1 protein-coding gene is annotated in these 16,324 nt (G+C 72.6%); it reads right to left on the bottom strand.

Features of this window, described 5'->3' with window-relative positions; genetic code table 11:
• Positions 1-16,299 (bottom strand): non-ribosomal peptide synthetase (locus AQI94_RS41875; protein WP_225890416.1); only part of this gene is annotated, 16,299 nt, incomplete at its 3' end.
• Positions 16,300-16,324 lie beyond the last annotated feature (25 nt).

The following is a 16,324-nucleotide window of genomic DNA, read 5'->3' as shown; positions in this document are numbered from 1 at the left end:
GGACAGCAGGGGCAACTCCCCCACTGGGCGTCCCGCGTCCTGCGCCGCCGCCTCCAAAAGCCGCACCAGATGCCCCGACCACCGCTCGACGGTCTCCGCGTCGAACAGCGCCGTGCTGTACTCGAACTCACCTGTCAGGCCGCCGCCGTGGGAGTCGGCGAGTCGCAGGGTGAGGTCGAACAGGGTGGTGCGCGGCAGTCCTTCGGGCTGTTCGAGCAGAGGGGCGCCGTCCTGGGCATCCGCCATGACGTAGGTGAAGAACACCTGGAACAGCGGCGTGCGCGACCGGTCCCGCTCCGCCACCAGCGCGTCCACCAACTGTTCGAAGGGCAGGTCCTGGTGGGCGTAGGCGTCCAGCGCGGTGCGCCTGACGCGGGCGAGGAGTTCGGCGAAGGTGGGGTCCCCGGACAGGTCGGTCCGCATGACCAGGGTGTTGACGAAGAAGCCGATCAGGTCTTCCGTCTCGGCGCGGTTGCGGTTGGCCACCGGGGTGCCGACGGCGATGTCCTCCGCTCCCGCGTAGCGTGCCAGCAGGACGTCGAAGGCGGTCAGCAGGGTCATGAACATGGTGGCGCCGCTCCGCCGTGACAGGGCTCGCAGGGTCTCCGCGGTGTGCGCCGGCACGGTGAAGCGGGTGGTGGCGCCTTCGGAGGAGCGCATGGCGGGTCGGGGCCGGTCGGTGGGCAGCTCCAGGACCGGCAGGTCGGCCAACTTGTCCTTCCAGTAGCCGAGTTGGCCTTCGAGCACCTGTCCGGCCAGTGACTGGTGCTGCCAGACGGCGTAGTCGGCGTACTGGACGGCGAGCGTCGGCAGCGGATCGGGGCGGCCCGCCCGGAACGCCTCGTAGAGAGCCGACAGCTCACGCCACAGGATGCGGCCGGACCACTCGTCGAAGACGACGTGGTGCATCGACAGGGCCAGGACGTGTTCGTCCGGGGCCACGCGGATCAGGATGGCGCGCATCAGGGGGCCGGCCGCCAGGTCGAACGGTGTCTCCGTCTCCCGGGCGATCAGCAGCCGGACCGCGGCGGCCGGGTCGGCGAGACCGGACACGTCGACCAACGGCAGGGGGTGCGGTGTCGACGCCGGGTCGACGACCTGGCGGGCCACCCCGTCTGATCCCGTCACCAGACGGGTGCGCAGCACCTCGTGGCGTGCCGTCACCGCGTCCAGGGCCGCGCCCAGGGCCGCGACGTCCGGGACTCCGTCCAGACGCAGGGGCAGCGGCAGGTTGTAGTCGGTGGATCCGGGCTCCAGTTGGTCGAGGAACCACAGCCGCTGCTGCCCGAAGGACAGCGGCAGCGGGCGGTCCCTGCCGGCCTGGCCGACCGGTGCCAGGAGCGTGCCCCGGGCCGCTCCGTCGACCGTCGCGGCGAGTGCCCGTACGGTCGGGTGGTCGAACAGTGTCGCCACGGACACGTCGGCGCCGAACACCTCACGGATGCGGGACATCACCTGGGTGGCCAGCAGGGAGTGTCCGCCCAGTTCGAAGAAGTCGTCCTCGGCGCCCACGCGGTGCGCGCCGAGGAGCTGTGCCCAGATGCCGGCGAGGAGTTCCTCGGTGGCTCCGGCGGGAGCCACGTACGCGTGCTCACCGGGGGACGTCCCGTCCGGTTCCGGCAGGGCGGCGCGGTCCAGCTTGCCGTTGGCGGTCAGCGGCAGGCCCGCGAGTTCCACGAACACCGACGGGACCATGAACGACGGCAGCCGTCGGCCGGTGGCCTCCCGCAGGTCCGTCACGGACGGGATGCCCGCACCGGGGTCGGCCGGCACGACGTACGCGACGAGGCGGCGTTCACCGCCGTCACCGAAGGCCGTCACCACGGCCGCGCGTACGCCCGGGTGGGCCACCAGGGCGGCCTCCACCTCGCCCGGTTCGATCCGGAACCCGCGCACCTTCAGCTGGCCGTCGGCGCGGTCGACGAAGCTCAGCCGTCCGTCCGCCAACCGGCGCACACGGTCGCCCGACCGGTACATCCGGGACCCGTCCCCGGCGAACGCGTCGGGCACGAAGCGCTCCGCGGTCAGGGCGGCCTGACCGCCGTAGCCGCGGGCCAGCTGTGGTCCGGCGAGGTACAGCTCGCCCGTCACGCCCGCCGGCACGGGGGCGAGCCGGTCGTCGAGCACGTACGCCCGCGTGTTGGGCAGGGGTACGCCGATCGGCGGCGCCCCCACCTCTTCGGCGTCCACCGGTCCGGCGGACGCGATCACCGTCGTCTCGGTGGGGCCGTAGCCGTTCAGCATGCGCCGGCCCGGCGCCCAGACCCGTGCCACCTGCTCGCCCACGCGTTCGGAGCCCACCAGCATCGCCTCGACCCCGGCCAGGGCGACGGGGTCCAGGGTCCCCAGGAGGGAGGGGGACACGCTCGCCACGCCCACACCCTGCGCCCGTACGACGGCGGACAGCGCGGCGGGCTCGGTCCGCTCGGTGGAGGAGGCGACCACGAGCGTCGCGCCCGAGGCCAGGGTCGTCGCCAGGTCCAGCACCGCCGCGTCGAAGCCGAAGGAGGCGAACTGCAGCATCCGGGTCCCCGGGGCCACGCCCAGTTCCCGCCGGAACGTCTGCGCCAGGTTGACCAGGCCTCCGTGTGCGACCTGCACGCCCTTCGGGCGGCCCGTCGAACCGGAGGTGTAGATGACGTACGCCAGCTGGTCCGGTCGTACCGGTACCTGCGGCGCCGTCGACGGCGACGCGGTGTCGAGTGCCAGGTCGTCCTCCCGCAGCACCACGCGGGCGCCGCTGTCGGCCACCATGAAGTCGCGTCGCTCGTCCGGGTACTCCGGGTCGAGCGGCAGGTAGGCCGCTCCCGCCAGCCATACGCCCAGCACGGCCACGGCCATGTCCACGCCGCGCGGAAGGCACAGCCCCACGACCGACTCCGGGCCCACTCCCCGGCCGCGCAGGTGCCGCGCCAGCCGGCCGGCCCGCGCCAGCAGCCCGCCGTACGTCAGCACGCGGGCGCCGCAGACCACCGCGGCGGTGTCCGGGGACTGCTGCGCGCGCCGTGCGATCAGCTCGTGGACGCCCGCCACCGGCGGCAGCACGGCCGGCGCTCCGTGGCACTGCCTCACCAGCGCGTCCCGCTCCGCCGCCGTGAGCAGGGGCAATTCGCCGATGCGCCGCTCGGGGTTCTCGGCCGCGGCGCCCAGCAGTTCGACCAGGTGGCCGGCCATCCGTTCGACGGTCGCCGCGTCGAAGAGGGCGGTGCTGTACTGGAACTCGCCGGTCAGACCGTCGTCTCCGTCGCCGAGCCGGACCGCCAGGTCGAAGCTCACGGTGAGCGGACCGCCTGTGGCCACGTCGGACTTGTCCGTGCCGGCGGTGTCGTAGTTGAACAGGACCTGGAACAGCGGGCTGCGGGAGCGGTCCCGCTCGACGACGAGTTCCTCCACGAGCTGCTCGAACGGCAGGTCCTGGTGGGCGTACGCGCCGAGGGCCGTCTCCCGTACCCGGGCGAGGAGTTCGGCGAACGTGGGGTCTCCGGACAGGTCGGTGCGCAGCACCAGGGTGTTCACGAAGAACCCGATCAGGTCCTCGGTCTCGGCCCGGTTCCGGTTCGCCACCGGCGTGCCGACCACGACGTCCCGCGAGTCCGCGTAACGGCCCAGCAGCACGCTGAACGCGGCCAGCAGCGTCATGGACATCGTGGCGCCGTGGCCGCGGGTCAGCTCGCGCAGCCGACGGGCCGTGTCCTCGGGCACCCGGAAGTCGACGACCCCGCCCTCGCTGGACCGCACCGCCGGGCGGGGCCGGTCGGTGGGCAGTTCCAGTACGGGTGCTCCGGCCAGCCGGGCGCGCCAGTAGGCGAGTTGGCTCCGCAGGACGTCGCCGTCCAGCCACTGGCGCTGCCAGAGGGCGAAGTCGGCGTACTGCACCGCCAGCGGCGGCAGCGGATCGGGCCGGCCCGCTCGGAACGCCTCGTACAGGGCGGTCAGTTCGCCGCGGAGGAGCCGGCCTGACCATTCGTCCGACACGGCGTGGTGCATGGCCAGGGCCAGCAGGTGCCGGTCGGCGGCGACAGTGACCAGGACTCCACGGATCAGCGGGCCGGCCGACAGGTCGAAGGGCAGGGCGGCGTCCGCCGCGGCCAGGGCACGTGCGGCGGCTTCCGGCTGGGCCGTGTCGGACACGTCGACGACCGGCAGGGGGAACGGCCGCGGCGGGTCGATCACCTGAGTCGCCACACCGTCCGCGCCCGCCACCAGTCGGGTGCGCAACACCTCGTGGCGGGCCGTGATCCGGCTCAGCGCGGCCTGCAGCGCCGACGCGTCCAGGTCGCCGTCCAGGCGGATGGCCGCCGTCAGGTTGTACTCGGGCGTGCCGTCCCCCAACTGCTCCAGGAACCAGAGCCGTTGCTGGCCGAACGACAGCGGCAGCGACCGGTCCCGGTCTAGGGCGGTGACGGGGGGTACGGCGAGGCCGGTGGCCGAGTTGTCGACCACCGCGGCGAACTCGCGCACGGTCGGCGCGTCGAACAGGGCCGACAACGGCACCTCGGTGCCGAACACCTCCCGGATGCGGGAGATGACCTGGGTGGCGAGCAGGGAGTGCCCGCCGAGGTCGAAGAAGTCGTCGAGGGTTCCCACCCGGCCGATTCCCAGGACGTCGGACCAGATGCCGGTCAGGAGCTCCTCGGTGTCGGTGACCGACGGGGTGTGGGTCCCGGTCCCGGACTCCTCCGCGTCGGGTTCGGGCAGGGCTGCTCGATCGAGCTTGCCGTTGGCGGTGAGGGGGAACTCTCCGAGCTCGACGAAGACCGAGGGAACCATGTGCTCGGGCAGGCGTGAGCCCGCGAACGCGCGCAGTTCCGCCACCGGCGGCAGTCCCTCGTCGTGGTCGGCCGGCACCAGGTAGGCCACCAGTCGGCGTCCCCGTCCCTCGCCCCGGGCGGTCACGACGGCCGAGCGCACCAGGGCGTGGGAGACGAGTGCCGCCTCCACCTCGCCGGGCTCGACACGGTATCCGCGCACCTTGAGCTGGGCGTCGATGCGGCCCAGGAACTCCAGTCGGCCGTCCGCACGCCACCGTGCACGGTCGCCGGTGCGGTACATGCGGGTCCCGTCGCCGGCGAAGGCGTCGGGCACGAACCGCTCCGCCGTGAGCGCGGCGCGGCCCCGGTAGCCGCGCGCCACCTGGGGGCCGGCGACGTACAGTTCGCCCACCATGCCGATCGGCACCGGGCGCAGGGTTGCGTCGAGCACGTAGACGCGGGTGTTGGCCAGGGGGGTCCCGAGCGGCACCACTCCGTCGGCGAGCACTCCGGTGTCGAGTCGGCCGGCGACCACGCCGACCGTGGCCTCGGTCGGGCCGTAGTGGTTGACGACGGCCCGCTCTCCGGCGGCCTCCAGCAGGCCGCCCAGCCAGACCGGCGAGGCGCCCTCCCCGCCCAGCATGAGGCCCCGGCCGGGGATCAGCCCCTCCACGCCGGCGTCGGCGGCCAGGGCCGCCAGATGGGACGGCACCACCTTGACCCAGTCCACCGCCCATCCGGCCAGGTAGCCCGCGACGGCACGGCCGTCGAGCGCGACGTCCCCGTCGAGGATGTGCAGGACGCCACCGGACGCGAGGCAGCCGAACACGACGGTGTTGCCGAGGTCGGTGACGGCGGGCTGCAGCAGTCCGAACCGCTCGCCGGCGCCCCAGCCGGCCCGGTCCACCACGGAGACGACGTAGTTCACCGCACCGCCGTGTGTGACCTGCACGCCCTTCGGCCGGCCGGTGGAACCCGACGTGTAGATGACGTAGGCGAGTTGGCCCGGCAGGACGGCGACGTCGGGGGCCTCGGTGGGCTGTGTGGCCAGGACGGCGCGCACCGAGGGGTCGTCGAGGACGACCGTGCGCAGTCGGCCGACCGGGAGTTCGTCGACGAGGTCCTCGGTGCCGATCACCACTTCGGCGCCGCTGTCGGTGAGCATGAAGCCGAGGCGTTCGGCCGGGTAGTCGGGGTCCAGCGGCAGATACGCCCCTCCGGCCTGCCACACGGCCAGGACGGTCACGATCATGTCGGCTCCGCGCGGCAGGCACAGCGCCACGACCGACTCCGCGCCGACGCCGACGGCCCGCAGGTAGTGGGCCAGCCGGTGGGCGCGGGCGGCGAGGGCGCCGTAGGTCAGCGTGCGGTCGCCGGAGACCACCGCCACCGTGTCCGCGGCCGTCGCGGCGCGCTCGGCGATCAGTTCGGGTACGCCGCCCGACGGGGGGACGGGGACCGCTCCGTCGTTCCACTCCCTGAGCAGCCGGTCCAGTTCGTGGGCCGGCAGCACGGGCAGTCGTGACAGGGTGCGGTCCGCGTCCAGGGCCACGGCGCTCAGCAGGGTGACGAGGTGGTCCGCCATCTGCTGCACGGTCGTGGCGTCGAAGAGGGCGCGGCTGTACTCGAACTCGGCGTCCAGGCCGTGTCCGTCGTCGCTGAGCACCAGTCGCAGGTCGTACTTGGCGACGACGTCGGCGGCGCTGCCGCTGCGGTCGACCGTCCGGCCGGTGGCCGCGCGGGACGCCTCGCTCTCGACGAAGTCGTAGTTGAGCAGGGCCTGGAACAACGGCGTGCGCGAGCGGTCCCGCTCGGCCACCAACGCATCCACCACCTGCTCGAACGGCACATCCTGATGCGCATACGCACCCAACGCCGTCTCCCGCACCCGCCCCAGCACCTCACGGAACGACGGATCACCCGACAGATCCGCACGCATCACCAACGTGTTCACGAAAAACCCGATCAGGTCCTCCGTCTCCGCCCGGTTCCGGTTCGCCACCGGCGTACCGACAACCACGTCCTCCGACCCCGCATACCGCCCCAACAACACCGCGTACGCCGCCAACAGCGTCATGAACATCGACACACCGCACTCACGCGACAACCCCCGCAGCCCCTCGACGACCTCCTGGGGAAGGGCGAACCGCCACCGGGTTCCCGCGGACGAGCGCACGGCCGGACGGGGCCGGTCGATGGGGAGTTCGGTGTCCGGGGTGCCGGACAGGCGCTCACGCCAGTACGACAGCTGCCGCTCAAGCACCTCACCGTCCAGCCACCGCCGCTGCCACACCGCGAAGTCCGCGTACTGCACCTCCAACGCAGGCAACGGATCCGGCTCCCCCGCACAGAACGCCTCGTACAACGCCAACAGCTCGCGATGGAAGATCCGGTCGGACCACTCGTCGAACACCACGTGGTGGATGGCGAGGGCCAGCACATGTTCCTCATCGGCCAGTCGGATCAAGGTGGCCCGCACCAGGGGACCGGCCGCCAGGTCGAACGGCACACCGGCGTCGGCCGCGACCAGGCGCCGTGCGACCGCTGCCGGGTCCGTCCCGGTGGAGACGTCCACCACGGGCAGCGCGAACGGGTGCGGCGGATCGATCACCTGCCGGGCAACCCCGTCGGCGTCCGCGACGAGCCGGGTGCGCAGCACCTCGTGGCGGGCCACGACACCGCCCAGGGCGGCCCGGAGCGCGGCGACGTCCAGGTGTCCGTTCCAGTGCACCGGGGACAGCAGCGCGTACTCGACCGAGCCGGGCTCCAACTGGTCGAGGAACCACAGGCGTTGCTGGGCGAACGAGAGCGGCAGCGGTCGGTCCCGGCCGATGCGTGTCATGCGCGGCACGACGACGCCGGCGTCCGAGCGGTCCAGAAGGGGTGCCAGGTCGCGTACCGTCGGCCGGTCGAACAGGTCGGCGAGCGGCAGCTCGACCGAGAACGCCTCACGGATGCGGAACACGACCTGGGTCGCCAGCAGTGAGTGGCCGCCCAGCTCGAAGAAGTTGTCGTGGGCGCCGACCCGCTCCACGTCGAGCACATGGGCCCAGATGGCGGCCAGCAGCTCCTCCGAGGGACCCCTCGGCGCCACGAACCCGTCACCCTCCGACGCCCTTGCCGCCGAGGGGCGCTCCGCCTGGTGCGGTTGCGGCACGGGCAGCGCGGCCCGGTCGAGCTTGCCGTTCGCGGTCAGCGGCAGCGCGGCCAGCTCGACGAAGGAGGACGGGACCATGAAGTCCGGCAGCCCGTGCCGCAGGTGCTCCCGCAGCTCGGCCGCCGCCGGGGCGCCCACGGCCTGGTCCGCGGGGACCAGATAGGCGGCGAGCAGGCGGTGGGCGCCGTCGCCGTGGGCCGTGACCACCGCGGAGCGTACGCCCGGGTGAGCGGTGAGCCGGGCCTCGATCTCGCCCGGCTCGATCCGGAACCCGCGCACCTTGACCTGCTTGTCCCCGCGGCCCGCGAACTCCAGTACCCCGTCCGGCAGTCGGCGTGCCCGGTCCCCGGAGCGGTACATGCGCGTACCGTCGCCGGCGAAGGGATCCGCCAGGAACCGCTCAGCGGTGAGCGCGGCCCGGCCGCCGTATCCGCGGGCGACACCTGCGCCACCGATGTACAGCTCGCCCGGCACGCCCACCGGTACGGGGTGGAGGTGTTCGTCGAGCAGGTACACCCGCCACCCCGGGAGCCCTTGCCCCACGGGCAGCCCCGGGTCACCTTCGAGGTCCGCGGAACCGATGCGGTGGTGGGTGACGTGGACCGTCGTCTCGGTGATCCCGTACATGTTGACCAGGGCGGGGGTGTCCAGGCCGTGTGCCGCGCTCCAGCGGGCCAGGTGCGGGCGCTGCAGCGCGTCGCCGCCGAACACCACGAAGGCGAGCGCGGGCAGCTCGCGCCCGGGCTCGACCGCTTCGGACAGCTGGCGGAACAGCTCCGGTGTGGCACTCAGGTGGGTGACGCCCTCGGCTGCCAAGACCTCGCGCAGCCGCCACGGCTCGCGCACCCGGTCCATCGGTACCACGACACTGCGGGCGCCCCGGGTCAGAGGACCCCAGACCTCCCAGACGGAGAAGTCGAAGGCGAAGGAGTGGCTGACACTCCACACGCTCTCCGGTGCGAGTGTGAGTGCGTCACTGGCGTCGGCGGCCTCGAACAGGTGGATCACGCTCGCGTGCGCGACCTGGACGGCCTTGGGCCGGCCGGTGGAACCGGAGGTGTAGATCACGTAGGCCAGCTGTTCCGGGTGGGGCGTGACCCCGGGGGCGGTGCGCGGGCCCGCGCTGATCGCGGCGGCCGTCGCCGGATCGTCGAGCACCAGCAGGGGCGCCACGCCGTCGGGCAGTACGCCGGCGTGGTGGGCCTGTGTCACCACGAGCGCGGCACGGCTGTCGGTGAGCATGAACTCCAGCCGTTCGGCCGGGTACCGCGGATCCAGGGACAGCCAGGCCCCGCCGGCCTGCCACACGGCCAGCATCGCCACGACGGTGTCGGCCCCTCGGTCCAGGCACAGGCCGACCACCGACTCGGCGCCCACGCCCGCGTCCCGCAGCCGGTGCGCGAGCCGGTTGGCGCGTTCCATCAGGCCGCCGTACGTCAGCCTCTGCTCACCGCAGACCAGAGCCACGGCGTCGGGGCGGGCCACGGCCCGGCCGGCGACCAGCTCGTCCACCCCGCGAGCGACGAGGCCGGGGGCGCCGCCGCCGTGCCACTCGGCGGCCAGCAGTTCCAGTTCGTGCGCCGGCAACGTCGGCACCTGGGACAGCGGCCGCTCCGGGGCCTCGGCCACCCGCTCCAGCAGGCTCACGAAGTGCCCGGTCATCCGGTCGATCGTGGCCGCGTCGAACAGGGCGGTGCTGTACTGCATCTCGCAGCTCAGCCCGTGGTCGCGGCCGGTGTCGCCGACCGTGACGAGGAGGTCGTACTTGGCGGGCAGCACGTCGGTCAGGACGTCCCCTGCCTCCCACGTGGCGTAGTTGAACATGACCTGGAACAGGGGGGTGCGGGAGCGGTCCCGCTCGACGACCAGCTCGTCCACCAGCTGCTCGAACGGCAGATCCTGATGGGTGAACGCCCCGAGGGCCGTCTCCCGTACCCGGGCGAGGAGTTCGGCGAACGTGGGGTCGCCGGACAGGTCGGTGCGCAGGACCAGGGTGTTCACGAAGAACCCGATCAGGTCCTCGGTCTCGGCACGGTTCCGGTTCGCCACCGGCGTGCCGACCGCCACGTCCTCGGTACCGCCGTAGCGGCCGAGCAGCACGCCGAGCGCGGCGAGCAGCGTCATGAACATCGTCGAGTCGTGCGTCCGCGACAGGCTCCGCAGGGCTTCGGTGGTGTGGGCGGGGACGGTGAACCGCAGCACCGCGCCCTCGGTCGACCTCACGGGCGGCCGCTTCCGGTCGACCGGCAGCTCCAGCTCCGGGAGGTCTGCCAGCTGTTCGACCCAGTAGGCGAGCTGCGATGCGAGCGCGGCTCCGGTCAGCCACTGCCGCTGCCAGGCCGCGAAGTCCGCGTACTGCAGGGGCAGCGGTGCGAGCGGGACGGGCCGACCGTTCTGGAACGCCTGGTAGAGAGACCGCAGTTCACGTCGGAAGACACGGTCCGACCACTCGTCGAACACGATGTGGTGCACGGTCACCGCCAGCACATGCTGGTCCGGGGCCAGCCGCACCAGGGTGGCCCGTACCAACGGCCCCTGTGCCAGGTCGAAGGGTACGGCCGCGTCCCCTGCCACCAACTCCCGCGCCGCCACGACCGGGTCGGGCTCCCCGGATACGTCGACGAGCGGCAACGGGAAACCGGTCGGCGCGTCGACCCACTGGTACGGCACACCGTCAGCGCCGACGACGAGCCGCGTCCGCAGCACCTCGTGGCGGGCCACGATCGCGCCCAGGGCAGCGCCCAGCGCCTCCACGTCCGGCTTCTCCCCGCGCAACCACACCGGCAGCGCGATGGTGTACTCCGCGGACCCGGGCTCCAACTGGTCGAGGAACCACAACCGCTGCTGTGCGAACGACAACGGCAGGGGCCGGCCCCTGTCCACCGCCGTCACCGGGGGTACGGCCGTCCCCCGCGCCGAACGGTCCACCAGCGCGGCCAGCTCCCGCACGGTGGGGCGGTCGAACACGGCGGAGAGCGGCACGTCCACCGCCAGCAGGTCGCGGATCCGGGAGCCGACCCGGGTCGCGAGCAGCGAATGACCGCCCAGCTCGAAGAAGTTGTCCGTGACACCGACGCGGGCGACACCGAGCAGACGGCTCCAGACGCCGGCGAGCAACTCCTCGGTGGGAGAGGCCGGTTGCACATACCCGGACAGCTCTCGCCGCTCCGGCTGCGGAAGTGCCGAGCGGTCCAGCTTGCCGTTGGGAGTGAGGGGCAGCGAGGCGATGGGCGTGAAGACGGACGGGATCATGAAGGCGGGCAGGTGGGCCGCGGCATGGGTGCGCAGGTCCGCGAAGGTCGGGATGCCTTCGGTCGCGTCCCTCGGGACGAGGTAGGCCACCAGTCGCCGGCCGTCCTCCTCGCCGAAGGGCACCACGACGGCGGTACGGACCTGGGGGTGCGTGCTGAGAGCGGCTTCGATCTCGCCGGGTTCGATACGGAAGCCACGCACCTTGACCTGCTGGTCCGCCCTGCCTACGAAGTCCAACTGCCCGTCAGGAAGCCAGCGGGCCCGGTCGCCCGAGCGGTACATGCGCGAACCGTCCGCCATGAAGGGGTCGGGAAGGAAACGCTCACCGGTCAGGGCCGGGCGGCCGGCATAACCGCGAGCGACCTGCGGCCCGGCGATGAAGACCTCACCCGCCACACCCACCGGGACGGGATGCAGGGACGCGTCCAGGACGTACAGGTGTGCGTTGGCGACCGGCGAGCCGATCGGCGGCACACCTTCTGTTCCCTCGACCGCGCCCGCGGTGACCATGACGGTCGCTTCGGTCGGGCCGTAGGTGTTCACCAGGCGTCGACCGGGCGACCACGCCCTGGCGACCTGCTCCGTCAGCCGCTCCGCACCCAGCAACAACGTCTCGACACCGGATACCTGCCCGGGCTCCAGCACACCCAACAACGACGGCACCACACTCGCCGCACCCACACCCTGCGCACAGATCATGGACGTCAGCGCCTCGGGCTCCGCCCGCTCCCCCGCACTCGCCACCACCAGCGTGCCACCGTGCGCAAGCGTCACCGCGATGTCCAGCACCGCCGCATCAAAACTGAAAGAGGCGAACTGCAACACGCGAACGCCCGGCCCAGCTCCCAGTTCGGGACCGAGAGCGGACACCATGCCGACCACACCGCCGTGGGAGACCTGCACGCCCTTGGGACGGCCGGTGGAACCCGACGTATAAATCACATACGCCAACTGCGCCGCATCGACGGCGACTTCGGGAGCCGTCGACGGCAGCGACCCGGTCCTTGCGAGATCACCTTCGCGGAGCACGACCTGCGCCCCACTGTCGGCGACCATGAACTCCAGCCGATCCGCCGGATACTCAGGGTCCAGCGGCAGATACGTACCGCCCGCCAGCCACACCCCCAGCACCGCCACCACCATGTCGACACCGCGCGGCAGACACAGCCCCACCACCGACTCCGCACCCACACCCCGAGCACGCAACTCGTGGGCGAGCCGACCCGCCCGCGCCACCAACCCGCCATACGACAGCACCCGGTCACCGGACACCACCGCCACCGCGTCCGGCGCCTCCACCGCCCGCGCGACGATCAGCTCATGCACCCCACCCACCGACGGCAACACGGCAGGAGCACCACTCCAGCCCCGCACCACCTGCTCAACCTCAGCAGCCGACAACACAGGCAGCTCACCCACCCGCCGCCCCGCATCCTCCGCCACCACCTCCAACAACCGCACCAGATGACCCGACAACCGCTCCACGGTCCCCGCGTCGAACAACGCCGTGCTGTACTCCACCTCTCCCAGCAGTCCGTCTCCGCTCTCCACCAGGCGCAGGGCGAGGTCGCACTTCACGGGCAGCGTGCCGGGGTTGACGTAGGAGCCGCCTGGGGTGCCGTAGGTGAACATGGTCTGGAAGAGCGGGCTGCGTGATCGGTCCCGCTCGGTCACGAGCGTGTCCACGAGTTGCTCGAACGGCAGGTCCTGGTGGGCGTACGCGCCGAGAGCCGTCTCCCGTACCCGCTCCAGCAGTTCGGCGAAGGTCGGGTCGCCGGACAGGTCCGTCCGCATGACCAGGGTGTTGACGAAGAACCCGATCAGGTCCTCTGTCTCGGCGCGGTTCCGGTTCGCCACCGGCGTGCCGACCACCACGTCCTGTGAGCCGGTGTACTTGCCGAGGAGGACGTCGAAAGCGGCCAGGAGGGTCATGAACATGGTGGTGCCGTGTTCCCGTGCCACCGTGCGCAGCGCCTCGGCGGTGTGTGGCGGGACGGTGAACCGTGTGACGGCTCCCTCGGTGGGCCGCACGGGGGGCCGGGGCCGGTCGGTGGGCAGCTCCGAGGTCGGCAGATCCGCCAACTGTGCGTGCCAGTATGCGAGTTGCTCTTCCATGACGGAGGCGGTCAGTGACCGTCGTTGCCAGACGGCGAAGTCGGCGTACTGGACCGGGAGCGGCGGCAGCGGATTCGGGCGGCCCGCGCGGAACGCGTCGTAGAGGGCCCACAGTTCACGCTGGAGGACGAGGTCGGACCACTCGTCGAAGACGGCATGGTGTGCGGACAGCGCCAGCAGATGGTCGTCGGGGGCCGATCTGATGAGCACGGCGCGGATCAGCGGTCCGGTCGCGAGGTCGAAGGGGGCCATCGCCTCCTGATCTGCCAGCCGTTGGCTCTCGCGACGAGGGTCCGCGCCGGCGGACACGTCGACCACGGGCAGCGGGAAGGGCGCGGGTGCGTCGATCACCTGGTGCACGGTGCCGTCCTGGCCGGGTGCCAGGCGGGTGCGGAGGGCTTCGTGCCGGGCCAGGACCGTGTCCAGGGCGGCTCGGAGGGCGGGGACGTCCAGCGCGTGGTCGATGTGCAGGCGCAGAGGCAGGTTGTACTCGGCGGAGCCCGGGTCGAGTTGGTCGAGGAACCAGAGCCGCTGCTGCCCGAACGACAGCGGCAGGGGCTCGTCGCCCCGACCGACCGCCTCGATCGTCGAGCCGCCCGTGCCGGTGCGGGCACCCGTCCCGCCGGCCGTGTCCGCGACGGCCTCTGCCAGCTGCCGTACGGTCGGCCGCTCGAAGAGCACCGCGAGAGGCAGGTCCGCGCCGAAGGTCTCGCGGATGCGGGACATGACCTGGGCGGCCAGCAGTGAGTGTCCGCCCAGTGCGAAGAAGCTGTCCTCGGCGCCCACCCGGTCGACCCCGAGGAGCCGCGCCCAGATCCCGGCGAGCACTTCCTCGGCGCCGGCGGCCGGAGCGACGTACGGTCCCTGGCGCCGTTGCGCGTGTTCGGGTGCGGGGAGGGCGGCCCGGTCGAGTTTGCCGTTGGTGGTCAGCGGCAGCGCGGTCAGTTCGAAGAACACCGACGGCACCATGAAGTCGGGCAGTCGCCGTCCCGCGAGGTCGCGCAGGGTGTCCACCGGCGGCATGCCGTGTGCCGGGTCCGACGGCACCACGTATGCCGCGAGGCGGCGTGCCTCACCCTCGCCGAACGCGGTCACGGCCACCGCCCGCACGCCTTCGTGGGCGGCCAGGGCTTCCTCGACCTCACCCGGCTCGACGCGGAAGCCGCGGACCTTGAGCTGGCCGTCCGCCCGTGCGACGAACTCCAGGCGGCTGTCGGCCAGCCACCGGACGCGGTCGCCCGAGCGGTACATGCGGGAGCCGTCCGCGGCGAAGGGGTCTGCCACGAACCGTTCTCCGGTCAGGGCCGCGCGCCCGCCGTAGCCGCGGGCCAGTTGGGGGCCCGCGATGAACAGCTCCCCCACGGCGCCCACCGGCACGGGTTCGAGGGTGGGGTCCAGCACGTAGACGCGCGTGTTGGGCAGGGGCCCGCCGATCGGCGGTGCTCCGGGCGCGTCGGCGTCCACGGGACCCACGCAGGCGATGACCGACGTCTCCGTCGGTCCGTACCCGTTCACCAGTCGCCGCCCGGGGGCCCAGTCCCGGGCCACCTGGGTGCCGACCCGCTCCGAGCCGACCAGCATCGCGCCCACGTCTGCCAGGGCCGCCGGTTCCAGGACGCCGAGCAGTGAGGGTGACACGCTGGCCACCGTGACCGCTTGGGCCCGTACGAGGGTTGCGAGCATGGCCGGCTGTGCGCGGTCCGTCGACGAAGCCACCACGAGTGTCCCGCCGGCCGCGAGCGTCATCGCCACGTCGAGGACGGCCGCGTCGAAACTGAGCGAGGCGAACTGCAGGGCTCGGGTTCCGGGAGCGGCCCCGAGCACCGGGCGGAAGGCGACGGCCAGGTTCAGCAGTCCCTCGTGGGCGACCTGTACGCCCTTGGGCCGTCCCGTCGAGCCGGAGGTGTAGATGACGTAGGCCAGTTGGGCGGGGCGTGCTTCGGTGTCCGGTGCGGAGGAGGGCAGCGCCTTCCACCGTGCCCGGTCCTCCAGTCGCACCACGCGGTCTGCGGGCAGTGTTCCGACCGGCCCGGCGCCGCCGACCAGCACCGTGGCGCCGCTGTCGGCGAGCATGAACTCCAGCCGCTCGGCCGGGTACTCGGGGTCGAGCGGCAGGTACGCGCCGCCGGCCTGCCAGACCGCGAGTACGGCGACGACCATGTCGGCACCACGGTCCAGGCACAGCGCCACGACCGACTCGGGACCGACGCCCAGGCCCCGCAGGTGCCGCGCCAGCCGGTTCGCCCGCGTCAGCAGTGCGCCGTAGGTCAGCGCGCGGTCACCGGCCACCACCGCGACCGCGTCCGGGCTGTGTGCGGCCCAGTGCGCGATGAGCTCGTGCACGCCGGCCGCCGACGGCAGCGCGAGCGCTGGTCCGTCGCCCGCGCGGACGAGAGCGGCGCGTTCCTCGGGCGTCGGTACCGCCAGTTCGTGCACGCAGCGGTCCGGGTGCTCGGCCGCGGTCTCGATCAGTGCCAGGAGGTGCCGGGCGGTCCGTTCCACCGTCGCCGTGTCGAACAGGGCGGTGTCGTACCTGAACTCCCCTGAGAGGCGGCCGGGTTGGGTGAGGTACAGGCGGAGCAGCAGGTCGCTCGACGGCTCCGGCGCACCGTCGTCGCCGGTGTACGCGAAGCCGACCGGACGGCGGGCGGAGCCGCCCGCGATCACGCGTACGCGGCCGGGGAGTTCGGCGAAGGAGGGCGCGCCGCTGAGGTCGGTGCGGGCGACCGCCCCGTCCGTGGCCACCACGACGTCGTCCGTGCCCGCGTAGCGGCCCATCAGGACGCTCAGGGCCGCGAGGACGAGGGCGGGCACGGTGGTCTCGCCGGTGCGGGACAGTTCCGTGAGCCGTTGTGCGGTCGTGGGCGGCAGGTCGAACCGGACCACCGCTGTCCGACCGGGGCCGCCCGGGGTGCGGGGGCGGTCCAGGGGCAGCTCCAGGGCGGGCAGGTCCGCCGGCTGGTCACGCCAGGAGTTCGGTTCACCGTGCATGACGCCCCCACTAAGCCGCTCGCGTGAAATCACTCGCGCTCTTCCAGCGCGTGTGTGC

Source organism: Streptomyces pseudovenezuelae (assembly GCF_001513955.1).
Taxonomy (GTDB): Bacteria; Actinomycetota; Actinomycetes; order Streptomycetales; family Streptomycetaceae; genus Streptomyces; species Streptomyces pseudovenezuelae.
The sequence above is the reverse complement of the archived record's forward strand: the minus strand, read 5'-3'. Positions and strand labels throughout refer to the sequence as shown.